Origin of the sequence: Mesorhizobium sp. B2-8-3 (assembly GCF_006440815.1) — a bacterium.
In the GTDB taxonomy this organism is placed as follows: Bacteria; Pseudomonadota; Alphaproteobacteria; order Rhizobiales; family Rhizobiaceae; genus Mesorhizobium.
The window spans coordinates 284,964-302,066 of sequence record NZ_VFTW01000003.1 but is presented as its reverse complement, the minus strand read 5'-3'; the positions used below and the strand labels follow the sequence as shown (position 1 = coordinate 302,066).

Annotated in this window: 17 protein-coding genes; 5 read left to right on the top strand and 12 right to left on the bottom strand. The window is 65.1% G+C overall.

Going from position 1 to position 17,103, the window contains the following annotated elements:
• The first annotated feature begins 78 nt into the window (after positions 1-78).
• From FJ418_RS06735 to FJ418_RS06725, 3 genes are all read left to right on the top strand, one after another.
• Entirely contained in the window at positions 79-942 is an 864-nt protein-coding gene (locus FJ418_RS06735; protein ID WP_140864387.1) for a folate-binding protein YgfZ, read from the top strand.
• Positions 942-1,580 (top strand): HD family hydrolase, encoded by a 639-nt coding sequence (locus FJ418_RS06730; RefSeq protein WP_140651672.1) that lies wholly within the window; start codon positions 942-944, stop codon positions 1,578-1,580. Before FJ418_RS06735 ends, FJ418_RS06730 begins: the two co-directional genes overlap by 1 nt.
• A gap of 65 nt (positions 1,581-1,645) precedes the next feature.
• Positions 1,646-3,781 (top strand): EAL domain-containing protein, encoded by a 2,136-nt coding sequence (locus FJ418_RS06725; protein ID WP_140651670.1) that lies wholly within the window; start codon positions 1,646-1,648, stop codon positions 3,779-3,781.
• Positions 3,782-3,930: 149 nt separating this feature from the next.
• Here FJ418_RS06725 and FJ418_RS06720 read toward each other — a convergent pair whose 3' ends face one another.
• Entirely contained in the window at positions 3,931-4,821 is an 891-nt protein-coding gene (locus FJ418_RS06720) for a fatty acid desaturase family protein (RefSeq protein WP_140651938.1), read from the bottom strand.
• 112 nt (positions 4,822-4,933) lie between these two features.
• Here FJ418_RS06720 and FJ418_RS06715 point away from each other — a divergent pair, with 112 nt between their 5' ends.
• The gene (locus FJ418_RS06715) at positions 4,934-5,857 is read left to right on the top strand and encodes a LysR substrate-binding domain-containing protein (protein WP_140864385.1); all 924 of its coding nucleotides are present in this window, start codon (positions 4,934-4,936) and stop codon (positions 5,855-5,857) included.
• Between the two features lie 18 nt (positions 5,858-5,875).
• Here the strand turns inward: FJ418_RS06715 and FJ418_RS06710 are convergent, their stop codons facing one another.
• The 8 genes from FJ418_RS06710 to FJ418_RS06675 form a co-directional block, all read right to left on the bottom strand.
• A complete protein-coding gene (locus FJ418_RS06710; RefSeq protein WP_140644404.1) occupies positions 5,876-6,148 on the bottom strand; it encodes a DUF3303 family protein in 273 nt (90 codons plus the stop codon).
• Positions 6,149-6,200: 52 nt separating this feature from the next.
• Positions 6,201-7,664 (bottom strand): RimK family protein, encoded by a 1,464-nt coding sequence (locus tag FJ418_RS06705; RefSeq protein ID WP_140864383.1) that lies wholly within the window; start codon positions 7,662-7,664, stop codon positions 6,201-6,203.
• A 4-nt stretch (positions 7,665-7,668) separates the two neighbouring features.
• Positions 7,669-8,766 (bottom strand): peptidase C39 family protein, encoded by a 1,098-nt coding sequence (locus tag FJ418_RS06700; RefSeq protein ID WP_140864381.1) that lies wholly within the window; start codon positions 8,764-8,766, stop codon positions 7,669-7,671.
• 208 nt (positions 8,767-8,974) lie between these two features.
• Entirely contained in the window at positions 8,975-9,769 is a 795-nt protein-coding gene (locus tag FJ418_RS06695) for an anti-sigma factor (protein ID WP_140864379.1), read from the bottom strand.
• Positions 9,766-10,284, bottom strand: coding sequence for an RNA polymerase sigma factor (locus FJ418_RS06690; protein ID WP_140644396.1), 519 nt, complete (start codon positions 10,282-10,284; stop codon positions 9,766-9,768). Before FJ418_RS06690 ends, FJ418_RS06695 begins: the two co-directional genes overlap by 4 nt.
• 157 nt (positions 10,285-10,441) lie before the next feature.
• Positions 10,442-10,855 (bottom strand): type II toxin-antitoxin system VapC family toxin, encoded by a 414-nt coding sequence (locus tag FJ418_RS06685; RefSeq protein ID WP_140854554.1) that lies wholly within the window; start codon positions 10,853-10,855, stop codon positions 10,442-10,444.
• Positions 10,855-11,097, bottom strand: a complete 243-nt coding sequence (locus tag FJ418_RS06680) for a type II toxin-antitoxin system VapB family antitoxin (RefSeq protein WP_140854552.1) — start codon at positions 11,095-11,097, stop codon at positions 10,855-10,857. The genes FJ418_RS06685 and FJ418_RS06680 overlap by 1 nt, the downstream gene beginning before the upstream one ends.
• A gap of 49 nt (positions 11,098-11,146) precedes the next feature.
• The gene (locus tag FJ418_RS06675) at positions 11,147-13,945 is read right to left on the bottom strand and encodes a DUF2339 domain-containing protein (RefSeq protein WP_140864377.1); all 2,799 of its coding nucleotides are present in this window, start codon (positions 13,943-13,945) and stop codon (positions 11,147-11,149) included.
• A 254-nt stretch (positions 13,946-14,199) separates the two neighbouring features.
• On the opposite strand from FJ418_RS06675, the gene FJ418_RS06670 reads away from it, so the two are divergent.
• A complete protein-coding gene (locus FJ418_RS06670) occupies positions 14,200-14,664 on the top strand; it encodes an NUDIX domain-containing protein (protein WP_140651655.1) in 465 nt (154 codons plus the stop codon).
• An 8-nt stretch (positions 14,665-14,672) separates the two neighbouring features.
• Here the strand turns inward: FJ418_RS06670 and recO are convergent, their stop codons facing one another.
• The 3 genes from recO to rnc are packed head-to-tail and all read right to left on the bottom strand — an operon-like array spanning position 14,673 to position 17,101.
• Positions 14,673-15,431, bottom strand: a complete 759-nt coding sequence (recO, locus tag FJ418_RS06665) for a DNA repair protein RecO (protein ID WP_140651653.1) — start codon at positions 15,429-15,431, stop codon at positions 14,673-14,675.
• A 57-nt stretch (positions 15,432-15,488) separates the two neighbouring features.
• Positions 15,489-16,400, bottom strand: coding sequence for a GTPase Era (era, locus tag FJ418_RS06660; RefSeq protein WP_140864375.1), 912 nt, complete (start codon positions 16,398-16,400; stop codon positions 15,489-15,491).
• Complete coding sequence (gene rnc, locus FJ418_RS06655) at positions 16,385-17,101, bottom strand: ribonuclease III (RefSeq protein ID WP_140644384.1); 717 nt, start codon at positions 17,099-17,101, stop codon at positions 16,385-16,387. The genes era and rnc overlap by 16 nt, the downstream gene beginning before the upstream one ends.
• Positions 17,102-17,103: the final 2 nt, after the last annotated feature.

Sequence of the window (17,103 nt, the reverse complement as noted above, 5' to 3'; positions counted from 1 at the left end):
TCCAATCTCTTGCGGGGGGAGTGTGGCCGGCTTACGTAATGGCCGAACGTTTTGCAAGATTAGGCCGATTTTACGCCCATGCCCTTTGCCCAACTCAAAGACCGCGCGCTCATTTCCGTGTCAGGCCCCGATGCCGAGCATTTCCTGCAGAACATCCTCACCACCGACCTCGACGCGCTTCGGCCCGGGGAAGCCAAGCCCGGCGCGTTGCTTTCGCCGCAGGGCAAGATCCTGTTCGATTTTCTGATCTCGCGCGCCGGCGAGAATGGTTTTCGCCTCGAATGCCGCACCGATATCGCGGACGATTTCGTGCGCCGGCTGATGCTTTACCGGCTAAGGGCGAAGGCCGATATTGCCAAACAGGATCAGGCGCTTGTCACGGTCGAATGGGGCGATGATTCAACCGCCTCACCTTCCGATTCAATGGCGCTTGCCGACACGCGCTTCCGCGATGTGTCGGTGAGGCGCGCTTACGGAGGCGAGGCAAAGGACGGCGGCGACTCAAATGCCTGGCTGGTGCTGCGCATCGGCAACGGCATCGCGGAGAGCGGTTCCGACTACCAGCTCGGCGATGCCTTTCCGCATGACGTGCTGCTCGACGAAACTGGAGGCGTGGGCTTCAAGAAGGGCTGCTATATCGGCCAGGAAGTGGTCTCGCGCATGCAGCATCGCGGCACCGCGCGGCGCCGTGTGCTGATCGCGTCGGCCGATGGTCCCCTGCCCGCTGCCGGGACCGAACTCACGGTCGCCGGGCGGCCGGTGGGCACGCTCGGGTCTGTCGACGGCCGGACCGGTGTTGCCGTTGCCCGCATCGACCGTGTCAAGGCGGCGGTCGACGCCGGCGAGGCGATCATGGCGGATGAGGTTCCGGTAGCGCTCGCCATTCCCGCCTGGGCGAAGTTCACCTTCCCTGAAGGTGCGGTCAGCGCGGAGGAGGCCTGATGGCGGCCGACCGGGCCGGCGCGCCGCCGCGCGCCTGGCAACGCATGCTGTCCGGCCGGCGGCTCGACCTGCTCGATCCCTCGCCGCTCGACATCGAGATCGCCGACATCGCGCACGGCCTTGCCCGGGTCGCCCGCTGGAACGGGCAGACCAGCGGCGACCATGCCTTCTCGGTGGCGCAGCATTCGCTGCTGGTCGAGGCGCTGTATGGCGAGTTGGCGCCGGAGGCGACGGCCGAAGCACGGCTTGCGGCGCTGCTTCATGACGCGCCCGAATACGTCATCGGCGACATGATCTCACCGTTCAAATCGGTGATGGGCGGTTCCTACAAGGATTGCGAGCTGCGCCTGCAGCGCGCCATCCATCTGCGTTTCTCGCTGCCGGCGGAGCTCGCCGCCTCCTTGCGCAACGACATCAAACGCGCCGACCAGATCGCCGCCTATTACGAAGCGACGCTGCTGGCCGGTTTTTCGACCGCTGAGGCGACCGAGTATTTCGGGCGGCCGCGCGGCTTCTCCGCCGACCGCTTCGACTTCACGCCAAAATCCGTGACCTGGGCGCAAACGGCTTTTCTCAAGCGTTTCAAGACGCTGGAAGCCAAGCGCCAGTCTTCGCTTGCCGTGAATACAACCCCATAAAAGAACGCTAAATTAACCCGCGACCGCGAAAGTATTGCGTTCGGTCACGGTCCGAAGGCGTGCTCATGCCCGGCGCACATGTCAAGACTGCTTCCACCGCCGGCAAGCGAAGAACGGCCGCCATTGGTCCGGCACGGCGGATCGCGGAAGAATTGCGGGCCCAGAACGAGCGCTTCGCGGCGGCTGTCGAGAACATGTCGCATGGCCTGTGCATGTTCGATGCCGATGAGCGGATGATCATCTGCAACCACAACTACCTCGAGATCTTCAGCCTGGACGCCAAGGTGGTGAAGCCCGGCATTCCTTTCTTCGACATCCTGCAGCACAGCGTCGACATCGGCATCGCCTCGCAGAGCGCGAGCGAGCTTTATGCCATCCGCAAGCCTTACATCGACGGCGCCAAGGCCTCGACCTATGAGGAAGTCCTGTCGGACGGGCGCATCGTCGTCATTTCGCACCGGCCGATCGCCGTCGGCGGCTGGGTGTCGATCTACGAGGATGTGACCGAGGAACGGCGCGCCGAGGCGGAGTTGAAGGAGCAGCACCGCCGCTTCGACGCCGCGTTGGCCAACATGTCGCAAGGCCTGCTGATGTACAGCGCCAAGGGCCGGCTCATCGTGCGCAACCAGCGCTTTCTGGACCTGTGCAACGCCAAGGCGTCGGATTTCGCGCTGGGCATGACGCATCGCCAGATGCTGGACAAACTCATTCGCCTCGGCATCTTCGCGCCGCTGGAAATCGACGTCGAGGTCGGGAAGACGAGGGCCAGCCTGGATGCCGGCCAGTCGCGCTCCAGCTATCGCGAACTGGTCGACGGCCGAACGCTCTTCGTCTTGCGGCGGCCGCTGGCCGGCGGCGGCTGGGTGGCGACTTTCGAGGACGTCACCGAGCGCCGACGCACCGAAGAGCGCATGACGCATCTTGCGCATCACGACACGCTGACCAACCTGCCCAACCGCTCGATGTTTCGCGATCGGCTGGACCAGGCGCTTGGCGAGGCCAAGCCGCTGGCGATCTTCTCGCTCGACCTCGATCGCTTCAAGGCCGTCAACGACACGTTCGGCCACCCGGCCGGGGACTGGCTGCTGCAATGCGTCGCCAAGCGGCTGCAGCATTCGGTGCGCAGCAGCAAGGACGTGGTGGCGCGCTTCGGCGGCGACGAGTTCGCCATCATCCAGTTCGGCATCAGGAGCGTCGCCGACGCCGAAAAGCTCGCCAAGCGCATCGTCGAGATCGTCGGCAAGCCTTATCGCGACAAGGGGCGCGAAATGCATGTGGGCGTGAGCCTCGGCATCGCGCTCTATCCCGGCGACGGGCACGACGCCGACACACTGCTCACCAACGCCGACATGGCGCTCTACCGGGGCAAGAGCGAAGGACGCAATGTCTATCGCTTCTTCGAGCCGGGCATGGATGCGCTGATGCGCGAGCGCCGGGCGCTCGAGGCCGATCTCGAGGCGGCGCTCTCCAGGCGCGAATTCGAACTCGATTTCCAGCCGATCCTCGACATCGGCTCCGGCAGGATTGTCGGCGCGGAAGCCCTGATGCGCTGGCGCTCGCCGTCGCGCGGCCTGGTGTCGCCGGAGAACTTCATCCCCGTCGCCGAGGAAACTGGATTGATCGTGCAACTCGGCGACTGGGCGCTGCGCAAGGCGTGCAACGTGGCGGCGAACTGGCCGCCGGACATGCGCATGGCCGTCAACGTCTCGGCCGCGCAGATCAAGAGCGGCGGCTTCGCCCGCAGCGTGATCGCGGCACTTGCCTTCTCCGGTCTGCCGGCCAACCGACTGGAGCTCGAAATCACCGAAACGGTGATGATGGACGAGAGCGACGCCGTGCTGAAGACGCTAAGCCAGTTGCGCGGTCTCGGCGTGCGCATCGCGCTCGACGATTTCGGCACCGGCTATTCCTCGCTCGGCTACCTCCGGCGTTTCCCCGTCGACAAGATCAAGATCGACCGCTCCTTCACCAGCGATCTCGACAAGCGCGACACGGCGGCTATCGTGCGCACGGTGATCGGGCTCGGCGCCGAGCTCGGCATCACCGTCACCGCCGAAGGTGTGGAGACCGAGGCGCAGCTGGACATGCTTCGCAAGGCCGGCTGCGGCGAGGCGCAAGGCTATCTGATCGGCGTGCCGGCGAAGGCCGCCGAGGTGAGCCGGCTGCTGCGTGCGCAGGCGCTGCTGCGCCAATCGGGCTGATTTCCCAAGCACGTGTTGAGATTCGGGTTAGGCCGCGCCGAAAATGGCGGATTCCGAGAACCGGAGCGGAGCGTACTTGAAGTACGTGAGCACCGGAAGCGCAGGAAGCCGGCATTTGCAGGCCGGCATCACCTGAATATCAATACGCGCTAGCGCAGCGTCTCGATATATTTCTCATGGAAGCTCACATAGCCGGGCTCGACCACCTTGAGGTGCCGCTCGATCAGCCGGTGGAATTGCGGCAACTGGTGGAACGGCACGCCGGGATAGGCGTGGTGCTCGGCATGGTAAGGCATGTTCCAGGCGAGCTTGCGCACGAACCAGTTGGTCAGCGTCGTACGGGTGTTTTCCAGCATGTTGGCGACGAAGGGACAGCGGCCATGCTCGGCCAGCAGATAGAGCCTGAGGAACGGCTGGCCGAGCAGCGCCGGCACGATCCAGACATAAAGCAGCACCGATGCCTTGAACCAGACCGCAAGCGCCAGCAGGACGACATAGAAGGCGATCATCGCCCGCGCCTCGGCCTTCACCTTCGGCAAGCCCTTTGGCGGCACGTAGCTGTCGCGGCAGCGCCCCATTGCATTGGTGTAGAGCGTCTTGAAATGGCCCCACCATACCGGAAGACCGGAGACGTGAACGATGTATTGCCGCATCGTCTCGGGCTTCGGAAAGGCCAGTTCCGGATCGTTCTCGGGGTCCTGGGTGAAGCGGTGATGGGCGAAGTGGAAATAGCGGAACCAGTCGGCCGGCAGCGCGATCGCCAGGCTGCAGAAGCGCGCGACCATATCGTTCAGCCACTGTGTTTCGAACGCCGTCCTGTGGACCGTTTCATGCAGCAGCGTGAACAGGAACACGATCAGGGCGCCCTGCGGCAGCATCAGGACCGGCCAGAACGGCACCTTGGCCGCGATCAGCGCGCCGAGGAGGATGATCGCGCCGAGATGGAGCGCGAACTGGACAAGACCCGGCCCATCCGATTTTCCGGTCAGCCGGCTGCGCTCCTCATTCGTCAGCGAGGCTATCACGGAGCGGTGGTCGATGGCTGCGTCGTGGTCGATTGCGTTCATGAGGCCACGATACCCAGAAATAAACCTTTCGAAAAACGAGGATTTCTGCGAAATAGATAAGGTAGACTTATCTTTCGGATTGCCCATGGTCGCTCTTCCCTCCTTGCGCGGACTTCAGGCCTTCGAAGCGGCGGCGCGCACGGGCAGCTTCGCGGCCGCGGCGGAGGAACTGTCGATTTCGGCGGCGGCCGTCAGCCAGCTTATCCGCACCGTCGAGGAGCAGATGGGACGAAAGCTGTTCCATCGGGTCAACCGGCGGGCGGTGCTGACCGAGGCCGGGGTGGAGATGCTGCCGCGGCTCAGCATGGCTTTCCGCGAAATCGGCAGCGTCGCACGCGACGTCGGCGGCGATGCGTTCCGGCCGAGGCTCGTCGTTTCGGTGCCGCCCTCCATGGCGATGGGCTGGCTTTCCGAGCGCATCGCCGGCTTTGTCGCATCGCATGGCGCCGCCGACATATCGCTGAGAGGCGACGACGATCCGGTGCCGTTCGATCATGAACTGATCGACATCCGTCTCTCCTACGGTCCGCACTATCGCGAGCATCCGACCGAGGAGATCGTCAGGGATGCCGTCTATCCTGTCTGCGCGCCGACGCTGGCCGGCGCGACCGGATCCGACGGCCTTGCCGGCCTGCCGCTCATTCACACCGACTGGGGACCGACGGGGGCATCCTTTCCATCCTGGCGCAACTGGTTCGACGCGGCGGGAAGCGAGCCCGGCGGCGCGGCACAGCGCGGTCTCTCCGCGAACTCGTCGCGGGCAGCGCTCGATCTCGCCATTTCAGGACTGGGCGTGGCGCTGGCGCAAGGCGTCTATTGCGCCCAGGCGCTGGAGGATGGCAAGCTGGTGCGGGCCGCCGCACAATCCCTGGAACTGCGCCAGCCCTATTGCCTGACGATCCCCGAACGCAGCGCGAGGCGCGATGCCGTGGCGGCGTTCCGGGAATGGCTGGTCGGGGAATGCGTGCGCGCGGTCGGCTCCCCGGCGCTGGTCACGCCGTCAATCTGACGGCCCGCGAACATGCGTTCACAGATGCCCGGCCAATGCCGCTACCATGTCCTTGCTGTTGGCCACCGGAACGATCTCGAATTCGACCAAATCCGCCCATTCGATGACCCAGCGCTGCAGCACCGTCGCATCGTCGGCTTCCACCAGCATGAAGCAGCGGCTCATGTCGCCCGCGATCCAGCTGTGATGCACGACGAGCTCGTCGGGCTTCAGCCGGCCTTTGTCGCGGAAGCGGCGGTAGATCCCCTTGCGGTCCGAGCCGTGGAAATCCTCGATCACGAAAAACAGCATTTTGTTCCCTCAAATCAGGCGGTTGGTTCTCCGGCCGCTATTTGTCCGGCCGCTACTTATCCGGCCTCTCCAGGCGCTCCAGGAACCATTGCGTCAGCCGCACCCACAGCTCGTCCTTCTCGCCCGAATCCTCCCAGCCATGGTCGAGATTGGGATTGTCGTTGACCTCTATGACGAAGACGCCGTCCTTGGTCTCCTTGAGGTCGACGCCGTAGAGCCCGTCGCCGATGCATTTTGCGGCCTTGACCGCCGTCTCGACGACATGAGGCGGCGTCTGCTTCAGCGTGAACGTCTTGATCCCGCCCTGGTCGGGCTTGCCGCTGGCCTTGTGGTTCACGATCTGCCAGTGCTTCTTTGCCATCAGATAGTGCACGGCAAAGAGCGGCTGGCCGCCGAGCACGCCGACGCGCCAGTCATATTCGGTCGGAATGAATTTCTGCGCGATCAAGAGATCGGAATCGTCCAGCCATTCGGTCGCGAGCTTGGTCAACTCGGCCATGTTCTCGCATTTCTTGACGCCGCGCGAGAAAGACGAATCCGGGATCTTCAGCACCAGAGGGAAGCCGAGCGTCTGCGCCGCCACGTCGAAGTCGGACGTGCCGGCGATCATCACCGTCGGCGGCACCGGCACCTTGTTGTAGGTCATCAGTTCGTTGAGATAGACCTTGTTGGTGCAGCGGATCATCGACAGCGGATCGTCGATCACCGGCATGCCTTCCTGCTGGGCGCGGCGCGCGAAGCGGTAGGTGTGGTTGGAGATCGAGGTGGTCTCGCGGATGAACAGCGCGTCGTAGTTGGCGAGCTTGGCCAAGTCCTTCCTGGTGATCGGCTCGACTTCGACGCCCATCTTCTCGGCAATCCTCGCCCAATAGCGCAGCGAGGAGATTTCCGACGGCGGCAGTTCCTCATGCGGATCGACCAGCGTGGCGAAAGTATAGCGCGCCGGCGTGCGGCCCTTGGTGTCGCGCCACTCGCGGTTGGTGTAGGTGTCCAGGCATTGCAGGAAGAATTCTTCCTCATCCTCGGTCATGCGGGCGAGCGGCAGGAAGCCTATCTTGCGGATCGAGGCCCATTCGGCGCTGTCCTTGATGTGGACCTCGAGCGCCGGCGCGCGGAACCAGTCGAACAAAAGCTTGGCGAAACGGTCCCACACTTTCGACGGACCGATGCCGAAGAAGATCGCGACCTTGGCCGGGAAACTCCCGCCGAGATCCTTCCTGCATTTGTTCAAGGCAAGCTCTAGTTCCGGCAACGCGTGCTCGTAAAGCTTGCGCTCCGACAGGTCGATCATGGTCTCGACGGTCGGGATCACCCGGTGGCCGCGCGAGCCGGCCAGCAGCGAGGCGTAGTAGCCGCGGCTCTGGTAGCCGTAGTTGTTCGACAGGTTGATCACCTTCGGCCGTTGGCCGCGGAACAGCGCCGGATGCGCGAGATAGTCGCGGTTGGTGATGATCTTGTGGGGTGTGGCCACCTGATCGATGTCGTTCTGCCTGCCTGTGAGGATAACCCAGGTCATTGTCTCAGCGTTTTCCCAGAGTGATGGCGGCCCGCAAACCGTCGCGGCCGAACTGCGCCATGTTCATGAAAATGTCGTAGGGCACCGGAATGTTCGCGGCGTCGAGGATCGTTTCCTGCCTTTCATCCTCCACCCATGGGTCGTGGATCAAGATATGATCGCCGTCGTCGCCGATGGCCAGCACCCAATGCGGCACCTTCTTGCCGAACATCAGGAAGCCGCTGACCAGCACGACCACCAGCTTGCCATCGGCCAGGGCGTCGCGGATGTCGCCGATGCCGAACGGACGGTAATTGACGGGAATGCCGTAGAGTTCGGCGCGCCGGCGGAAATCGACCTGGGCGAGCTCCATCACCCGGCGCTTGTCCTCGCTCCTCACCGACTGCAGGAACAACGCGCCGTAGAAGGAGACGAATATCTCGGCCGCGAGCCCACTCTCGTAGCCGGCGACCGCCAGGCCGAAAGGCTCGCAGCCGCCAGGGCCGGACATCATGAAGACCGTGGTCGCCTCGCGCCACAGGCGGATTTCCATGACCGGGTCGGGCACGAAGCCACGGTCGAAATTGGCCATCGCCATCATCAGGCAGCACGGGCCGCAGCTGAACTCGCAGGTCTGTTGGTAGAACGGCACCCTGGTCGCGGTCGGGGTGTCGCCGCGCAGCGCCTTTTCATAGCGCAGCGCCGTCGCGCCATCCTCGTAATAGTCGGGCTCGCGGCCCAGTCTTCGATAGCCGGCCTGCTCGTAGATACGGATGGCGCGGTCGTTGTCCTCGCGCACTTCGAGACGAAGCAGCAGCCGATCGTGCTCGAAGGCCGCTTCCTCGGCGGCCGCCAACAGAAGGCGACCGATGCCGAGCCGGCCGAAGAAGGGGCCGACGGCGATGGAATAGAGCCGCGCGACTCCGCTGCCCTTGCGAAACAGCACCACGGCATAGCCGGCGACTCGGCCCTCGTTCTCGGCCACCAGCATCTCGGCGGTTTCACGTTCGATGAACTGGCGGAAAGAGCGGCGCGAGAGCCTGTCGCCCGGAAAAACGGCCTTCTCGATGGCGGCGAGGTCATCGACGTCTGACGCGCGGGCCTTGCGGATCTCGGCAGGCATGCGGGCTTGGGAGAACCTCGATTGGGTTTAAGAAAACGGCCCCGGTGGATGCGTCGCGAACACTGGCCGAAGCGCCCGCATTCATCAAGCGCTATCGCTCCTTGATTAGGGCCGAATTGTGACAGTTTCCGCCACGGCAGGAAAGGGCCAGGCGCTTGAACGGAATTGCCGTTCGATGGGCTGCCGGCCGCCGAAAAACGCAGCCGGTTCAGCTCGATATGCCGGCCAGGAGCTGGCCATAGGCGCTCTTTGCGACATCCGACAATCGCTCCGGCGGCAACGAGCCGACGACGGCGCAGGCATAGCCCTTGTCCAGCCAGTAGACCGCCTCCGGACCGCCTGCCTCGGCCGTATAGGTGCCCTTCGATGTTTGAGCCGATTCGGCGGTGACGAAGAGCGAGATGCGCTCGCCCTTGGCGTCCTCGTAGAGCAGCATTGCCGCCTTGCCTTGCTCACCGGCCGGCAGCAGCCGGCCGCCGATCAATTCGAAGCCCTCGGCCGTCAGGTCGGGCGCAACCAGCTTCAGCCCGACGCGGTTCGACAGCCAGGTCTGGAGATGATCCTTGTCGCTCGCCGGAACCTCGACGGCATGACGCTTCTCGGCCGCGTAGACGACATGGGCCGCGATCGCCTGCTCGGCGAGCTGGTCGTCGCCGTCGCCGCCACGGGCGATGCCGTCGATGCCGGCGATATAGCCGCCAAAGCCGCCGACGGCGAGCACCACGGCAGCCGCGGCCGAGAGCCACCAGCGCGAGCGCCAGGCCGATGCCTTTGCAGGGACCTGGCCGAGCAATGCCTGCCGCAGCCTCGCCGGCACCGGCTCGTCCATCACGCCAGCGAAAGCAGCGCGCATGGCGGCGCGATCGGCGATGTAGCGCGCGGACTTCGCCTTCATCTCGGGATTGGCCTCGAGCCAGGCGTCATAGGCCATGCGTTCGTCGCCCGGCAGCTCGCCGTCGAGGGCCATGTGGATATCGCGTTCGGAAAAATCGCGGCGGGTCATTTCTCGACGATCCTCAGCGAGCGGCGGCGCGATGAGTCCTCGAGCAGGCCTCGCAATTCCTCGCGGCCGCGCGCGATGCGCGACATCAGCGTGCCGGCCGGCACGCCAAGGATGTTGGCTGCCTCGGCATAGGAAAAGCCCTCGATGGCTACCATCACCAAGGCCGCGCGGCGATCGGGGCTGATCGCCTGCAAGGCATCCATGATCTCGCGCGAAGCGATGGTCTCGACCTGATCGGCGGGCGCGGACTGGGCCTCACCGGCTTCGAGAGGCAATATCGCCGCCTCGCCGCGCCGGTTGACCTTGCGCATCTGGTCGATGAACAAGTGATGCATGATCGTAAACAGCCACCTCCGGGGGCTCTCTCCAGTCTGCCAGTTGTCGAGCCGCACAAGCGCCCGCTCCAGGCAATCCTGGACGAGATCGTCGGCGGAATCGCGGTCGCGCAGCAGCGAGCGCGCATAGCGCCGCAACCGCGGTATTTCGCTCAGGATCGCTGCCTTCTTGTCGTCCATGACCGCTGTTTCGAGGTCGCTTTCCATCCCGATAGAACGCGCCTTCCAGGCGCGGTGCAAGCAGTCAGCGCGAAGCGGCCGAACCGCTGCGATTACCCAAGCAAGAGAATAACGCCGGGGCCGGGGATTTATTCCCGCCAATCAACGAGAAAGCCAATTATTTCAAATCAGTCAGCAGGAAATCGTTACCCTTATAGAGCAGGGGAACACCGAGCGCCTTGGCGCAAGCATAGGCAAAGCAGTCGCCGAGGTTCAGATCAGCCTGGTGACCGACGGCCTTGCCGTAACGAGCGCTGGCGTCGATGGCACGCGAACCGATCTCGTCGCCGATCGGCAGACTTTCTGCGCCGATTTCCGCGATCAGCTGATCCACCAGATCGCGAGCCTTGAGGAGAGCTTCGGCCGTCGGTTTGCGGGAACCCGCGCCGGCTCGTGCCAGAGCCTGGGTCGCTTCAAAACGAACCATCGCGGAGACGTAGAACTCGACAGGTCCGGAGAGCTGTTTGGACAATTCCTCCCAGCCGGGTTCCTGGTTGAGGATGGCGACGATCGCCGAAGCGTCGACAAACATCAATCTTCCCACATCTCATCGGTGAACTTCTTCATGTCGAAATCGGGATTGGGCAGACCGATCTTCTTCGCCTCCTCTTGCAGCCTGACGATCCGGTCGCGCAGCGGCACCTTGGCGCGATGGCGTTCCAGCTCGTGCAGAAGGGCTGTCCGCACCGCTTCCGTCTTGCTCTGCGCATTCGTCTCGCGCTGCAATTTTGCGGCCAGCGCATCAACTTTATCGTCACGTATGTAGAGCGGCATTTGAATATCCTCTTATGGATATTCTATATATACGGTATCGAATATCCATTCAAGAAACCTCCCTGCTCTCCCTCGCCGCCCGCGTCAGCAGCCGCTGGTAGAACAGGCCGATGCCGATCAGCACCGCGCCGAGGCCGATGAAGGAGAGCGCGCGCAGCACGCCTTCCAGCTCCGACATATCGAACAGGAAGACTTTCAGCACCGCGACCGCGATCAGCACCGCGGAAGCGATGCGCAGCACTTGCGACTTCAGCCAGACGCCGGCGGTGAGCAACGCAACGCCTATGACCAGCCAGAGCGCCGAGTAGGTGTAGGTCTCGAGCTGGCCAAGCCCGCTCCACAAGGCGATGAACTCGCCTTTGAACAGGCGGCGCACCGAAAGCGTGGCATAGGCGAAGGCAAGCAGCGAGGCGATCAGCGCCAGCATCGCCGCATACCATCTCGGACGCTTGTCGCGGACGTAGAGCGCCAGCGCGCCCGCCGCGATCGCCGGCAGCAGATAGGCGAGGAACAAAAGGTTGAAGACAGGAACCGTGCCGGTCGACTCGTCCGTCAGCAGCGGGTTCAGCACCACGAAATGCTGCACGGCGATCAGGCCCGCCGAGATCACGCCGGCGGCCATCGAGCCATAGCGCAGCACCGAGCTTGGCGAGCGCATGTCGATGGCGACCAGCATGGCGCCGGCGCCGAGCGCGATCAGCGTGTAGATCGCCTGTTCGGCAAGAGTCACGGTGCCGGTGTCGATGACGCCACCATGCATGGCGTGGCGCACCAGCATGGCGATGGTGAGCAGCGCGAACAGCGCCGAGGCTGCCTCCATCGCAAGGCGCGGCCGGCCATTGGTGGTGCGGGCGAGTTGCCAGGCGGCGAAGCCGAAGGCGAGCGCCGGCACGCCGTAGCCAGGCAGCAGCCAGTTGAAGACCGGCGTCCTGGACAGAAACGCCGCGCCGACGATGGTCGGATCGAAGGCGATACGGGCGAGCACGGCGACCGCCGCGCCCACCGCGACCCAGCCCAGCACGGGGTAGGACCGCCAGCGCGTCGCCAGCGCCGGGACGATCGCGGCGGCTCCAAGAAGCACGGTCGTCCAGCCCGAGCCGAAGGCCATGTGCAGCATCAACAGGCCGGCGAAGCCGGCGCCGCCAAGCGCGAAGGACACAGCCGGGCCGCCGGTCAACGGCGGCTCCTCGGCGCGCGCGATCCATTCACCGCCGGTGGCAAATGCGAGCACCAGCAACAACGCCGGCAACGCGTAGCCGAGGTCGCGGTCGATATCGCCGAAGGTAAGCCACAGCGCGGTGAGCACCGTCAGCGGAGCAATGACGCCCCAGGCGGCCCAGCAGGCCGCGCGCAGCGAAGCGGTGGCGGCAAAGCGGCGCGCCGCCCAGAAACCGGCCGCGAGGAAGATCAGGCCAAGCGCGATGCCGATGCGGAAAGTAAGCGTGTCGGACGACGCCAGGGGCTGAGCGTCCAGCCCGACATCGAGCGCATTGGCGCCGATCGTGGCGGGCGGGATGATGCCGAGATAGATCAGCACTGTCGCGATGCCGGCGGCGAAGACCAGCGGCAGCGCGCGCGGCCGGTAGAGCGCCACCGCGACCAGCGCGGCCAAAAGGACCGCGCCGTGCAAGGCATCGCCGGCGCTGGCAAAGGCCGGATCGACGGACAGCCCAAGCGCGCTCAAGGCGATGAAGAAGCCGGGCGCGATCGACGGCCAGTCGAAGCCGCGCGCCGCATGGTCGCGGCCAGTAACCAAGAAAAGGCCGAGCCAGACGAAAGCCAGCACGGCGAGCGTCGCCAGGCTGATGAACAGGACGGCGGCAAGATTCACGTCTGGCGCGTCGACCATGTAAAGAATGGTCCAGATGCCGGTGCCGGCGAAAGCGGCGGCAACCAATGCCCTCCAGTCGCGGATGCGGGCGATTGCCGCCGTGGCGGCGAGCACGATCGCCAGATAGACGAACAGCGCCCAGGGATTGGGCGCCTGCGAGGCGACCAGCGCCGGCGTGACCATGGCGCCGACGAGGCCGATGCCGGCCAGCGCCATGCCATGCAGGAGCGATGCGCCAATGGTCGCGACGCCGATGGCGCCAAGCAGCACGAAGGCCGTCGCCGGGCCGATGAAGCCGTAGATGCCGTGCGCGGCGTAGACCGTGCCGAACAGGATGAAGGCGCCCGCCCCGGTCAGGATCGCGGGGATGTAGGCGCCGGCGGCGCCTTGCACCGGCACCTTGAAGCCGGTGCGACGGATGAATTCGGCGCCGCCAATCAGCACCAGGCCCAGGACGCCGGCCATCGTCAGGCGCACGCCGGGGCCGAAAATGCCGGCTTCGATGGTGTAGCGGATCAGGAACAGGCCGCCAAGCGCCAGTGCGATGCCGCCAACCCAGACCGCCCAGCGCGTGCCCAGCGCCGTCTCGACATCGCTCTGGCGGACATCGCTCTGGCGCGCCGCCTTCGCGGCCGCGGGCGGTTCTGCTCCGGGCGTCTCGGTGGAGGAGACAGGTTGCGCCGGTTCGGACGGCCCGGCGGATTGCGCCGCGGCCGCCTGGGCCTTCGTCCAAGGACCTGCCGCTGCCGCCTCTTCGGCCGCCTCGGGCTTCGCGGCGATCTCTTCGGCCGCGCCGTCCGCCGACCGCGCGGCAGCCGGCCCGGCTGCCTTGGCCTCCTCGGGAAGACACTCCTGCGTGGCGTCCGCCGCCTTGGGCGCGGACAGCGAAGCGCCCGACTGCACCAGGCCGCGCAGGACGCCGAGCTCGCGCTCGACCAGCGCGATGCGGTTCTGCTGGCGTGAAACGATGACGAAAAGAGCTATGACGGCGGCAATGGCGATCAGACTGAAAAACATGGCGGTTTCCCTCAAAACCAGACCAGACGTGGCCAACAAATGCGGCAATGGGACGGCTGGCTCAAATCAGCGTCTTGCCGACTAATAAGATCGGCCGACTGACAAGATCGAGCATGTTTCGTCGCCGATTGCCAGCAACTTGCCTGGTTATCCAAGGGCCGAGTTGCCGGCATTGCCGGCGAGATTGGGTGACCTCAGCCGCGAAATACCCATGCTATTCTCGCGCGGACGAAGAAGATGCTGCGAGGTGACCAATGCCGCAGATAAGCGCGGGCCTGCTGATCCACAGGCGCATTGCCGGTGTGTTCGAATTCCTGCTCGTCCACCCGGGCGGGCCGTTCTGGGCAAGAAAGGATGAAGGCGCGTGGTCCATCCCGAAAGGACTGATCGGCGGCAATGAGGATGAGCTGGAGGCCGCCAAACGCGAGGCCGAAGAGGAGCTCGGCGTCGCCGTCGACGGCGATTTCCGGCCGCTCGGCGGCTACAAGCAGCCGGGCGGCAAGATCGTCATCGCGTGGAGCGTCGAGGCCGACATCGATACTGATGCCATCAGGAGCAACATGTTCACCCTGGAATGGCCGCCAAAATCGGGACGCATAAAGGAATTCCCGGAAGTGGATCGAGCCGGCTGGTTTCCATTGCCCGAAGCCGGGCTCAAGATCCTGAAGGGCCAGCGCGCCATGCTCGACGATTTCCTGGAGAAACGCGGCGCGGACTAAGTGCCTTGCTATCCTGCTTCGCCCGCAATCGCCTTCACCGCCGTATGATGCCGGCGCAGCGCGGCCAGGAAGCCGGCGCGGGAGTCGGGCGGCTCGAGGCCCCGCGGCTCGTAGACATGGCGGGTGAAGAAGAAGCCGGTCAGCCGGAAGGCATCTTCCAGTGCTGCAGCATCGGCGCGCAGGCCGGAACCGCGCTGCAGGAAGGCGGGCAGCGCCAGCATCTTGTCATGCCAGGCCGCACCGGCTTCGCGCGACACGGCGCGTCCGGATCTCGGCGAGACATAGGCGAGATCCTGCCTGGAGCCGGTCGCCGCGCACTGGCTGAGGTCGAGGCCGAAGCCCAATTCATCGAGGATGAGCAACTCGAAGCGCGCCACCAGCTCGCCCGCCGCGTCGGCATCGCCCAGATGGGAGATCATCACGGCAAGCGCCTCGTAAAGGCCGCCATGGGCATCGCGCTCGGGCAGGAGCCTGAGATGCGCGGCCATGGTCAACAGGCCGTAGACGGCGACCGCACTGTCCATCAGCCGCGCGGCGTTCATCTCGATCGCCTCGGCCTGGAAGATACCCAGATGCTCGTCGAGCCGAGCCCGCCACAGAAGGTCGACGCGGTTGCCGGGCTGCAGCACCGGCTGCTGCTTGCGCGAGCGCCCTCCCCGCACCAGGCCGAGATGGCGGCCATGCGCGCGCGTCATCACCTCGAGGATGGCGCTGGTTTCGCCATGCTTGCGAGTGCCGAGAACGATTCCCTCGTCGCGCCATTCCATGGCCAGAGCTTTTCACCTGTTGGGCGGCGAAATCAAGTTGGAGCGACGCAAACCGGCTTAACCCGGAAACTCCAGCCCCATCTCGCGGTAGCGCTCGGGGTCGTCGCCCCAGTTCTCGCGCACCTTCACGAACAGGAAGAGATGCACCTTCTGCTCGAGGATGCCGGCAATCTCCATCCGCGCGGCCTGCCCGATGGCGCGGATCGTCTCGCCCTTGTGGCCGAGCACGATCTTCTTCTGGCTGTCGCGCTCGACATAGATGACCTGCTCGATGCGCACCGAGCCGTCCTTCTTCTCTTCCCATTTCTCGGTTTCGATATGCGAGGAATAGGGAAGCTCCTGATGGAGCCGCAGATAAAGCTTCTCGCGCGTGATTTCGGCCGCGAGCTGGCGCATCGGCAGGTCGGATATCTGGTCCTCTGGATAATACCAGGGGCCGGCTGGAAGCGTCTCGGCGAGATAGTCGAGCAGGTCCTTGCAGCCGGAGCCGGTGAGCGCGGAGACCATGAAGGTGCGCTTGAACGGAACGCGTTCGTTCGCTGTCGCGGCCAGCGCAAGAAGCGTTTCCGGCTTGACGCGGTCGATCTTGTTGAGGACCAGAAGCATCGGCTGCCGGACGTCCTTCAGCCGGTCGAGGATGGCATCGGCATCGCCCTTGATGCCTCGCTCGGCGTCGATCAACAGCACTACGACATCGGCATCCTTGGCGCCGCCCCAGGCGGTGGTCACCATCGCGGTGTCCAGCCGCCGCTTCGGCTTGAAGATGCCGGGCGTGTCGACAAAGACTATCTGCGCGTTGTCATGCGTGGCGATGCCGCGCACGATGGCGCGGGTGGTCTGCACCTTGTGGGTGACGATCGACACCTTGGCGCCGACAAGCTGGTTGACCAGCGTCGACTTGCCGGCATTGGGCGCGCCGATCAGCGCGACGAAGCCGGAGCGGGTGTTGGGGGTCATGCCGCGCTCCATACGCCCTCGCGCAGCAAAAGAGTAGCCGCCGCCGCCTGCTCGGCCTCGCGCTTGGACCGGCCGCTGCCGGTCGCGGGAGCAAAAGAGCCGACCTCGACGCTGACCGTGAACAGCGGATCGTGGTCCGGTCCCTCGCGGCCGTCGATGCGGTAGGCCGGCACGGCGCCGGCGGCCGCCTGGTGCGCCCACTCCTGCAATTCGGTCTTGGCGTCGCGCCGCGCAGCCCCTGTCGCTTGCGAGCGCGGCCGCCAGTAGCGGTGGATGAACGCACGCGCCGCGTCCAGCCCGCCGTCGAGGTAGAGCACGGCTATCAGCGATTCCAGCGCATCGGCGCGCAGATTGGTGCGCTTGCGTCCCTCGAGATTGCGCACATCGGAACCGGCGCGCACGAGTTCCGGCAGGCCGATCTGTTCGGAGATTTCCGAGAGCGCCTCGGCATTGACCAGCGCGTTGAGACGCAGCGAAAGCTCGCCCTCGGCGGCATCGGGAAAGGCCGCGAGCAGCATGTCGGCCACGACAAGGCCGAGAACGCGGTCACCCAGGAATTCGAAACGCTCGTAGTCGACGCCGGCATGGGTCGAACGGGCGCTGGCATGGGTCAGCGCCCGCTGCAGGCGCTGAGGGTCGGCGAAGACATGGCCGGTGCGCTCGACAAGCGCTTCGGCGAGGGCATCGGCGGTCAAACGCTTGCTGGCCGCCATCG

Excerpts from the sequence above, each read along its gene's own strand:
- FJ418_RS06735 (WP_140864387.1), top strand. The coding sequence starts at position 79 with ATGCCCTTTGCCCAACTCAAAGACCGCGCGCTCATTTCCGTGTCAGGC.
- FJ418_RS06730 (WP_140651672.1), top strand. The coding sequence starts at position 942 with ATGGCGGCCGACCGGGCCGGCGCGCCGCCGCGCGCCTGGCAACGCATG.
- FJ418_RS06725 (WP_140651670.1), top strand. The coding sequence starts at position 1,646 with ATGCCCGGCGCACATGTCAAGACTGCTTCCACCGCCGGCAAGCGAAGA.
- FJ418_RS06715 (WP_140864385.1), top strand. The coding sequence starts at position 4,934 with ATGGTCGCTCTTCCCTCCTTGCGCGGACTTCAGGCCTTCGAAGCGGCG.
- FJ418_RS06710 (WP_140644404.1), bottom strand. The coding sequence starts at position 6,148 with ATGCTGTTTTTCGTGATCGAGGATTTCCACGGCTCGGACCGCAAGGGG.
- FJ418_RS06705 (WP_140864383.1), bottom strand. The coding sequence starts at position 7,664 with ATGACCTGGGTTATCCTCACAGGCAGGCAGAACGACATCGATCAGGTG.
- FJ418_RS06700 (WP_140864381.1), bottom strand. The coding sequence starts at position 8,766 with ATGCCTGCCGAGATCCGCAAGGCCCGCGCGTCAGACGTCGATGACCTC.
- FJ418_RS06695 (WP_140864379.1), bottom strand. The coding sequence starts at position 9,769 with ATGACCCGCCGCGATTTTTCCGAACGCGATATCCACATGGCCCTCGAC.
- FJ418_RS06690 (WP_140644396.1), bottom strand. The coding sequence starts at position 10,284 with ATGGACGACAAGAAGGCAGCGATCCTGAGCGAAATACCGCGGTTGCGG.
- FJ418_RS06685 (WP_140854554.1), bottom strand. The coding sequence starts at position 10,855 with ATGTTTGTCGACGCTTCGGCGATCGTCGCCATCCTCAACCAGGAACCC.
- FJ418_RS06680 (WP_140854552.1), bottom strand. The coding sequence starts at position 11,097 with ATGCCGCTCTACATACGTGACGATAAAGTTGATGCGCTGGCCGCAAAA.
- FJ418_RS06675 (WP_140864377.1), bottom strand. The coding sequence starts at position 13,945 with ATGTTTTTCAGTCTGATCGCCATTGCCGCCGTCATAGCTCTTTTCGTC.
- FJ418_RS06670 (WP_140651655.1), top strand. The coding sequence starts at position 14,200 with ATGCCGCAGATAAGCGCGGGCCTGCTGATCCACAGGCGCATTGCCGGT.
- recO (WP_140651653.1), bottom strand. The coding sequence starts at position 15,431 with ATGGAATGGCGCGACGAGGGAATCGTTCTCGGCACTCGCAAGCATGGC.
- era (WP_140864375.1), bottom strand. The coding sequence starts at position 16,400 with ATGGAGCGCGGCATGACCCCCAACACCCGCTCCGGCTTCGTCGCGCTG.
- rnc (WP_140644384.1), bottom strand. The coding sequence starts at position 17,101 with ATGGCGGCCAGCAAGCGTTTGACCGCCGATGCCCTCGCCGAAGCGCTT.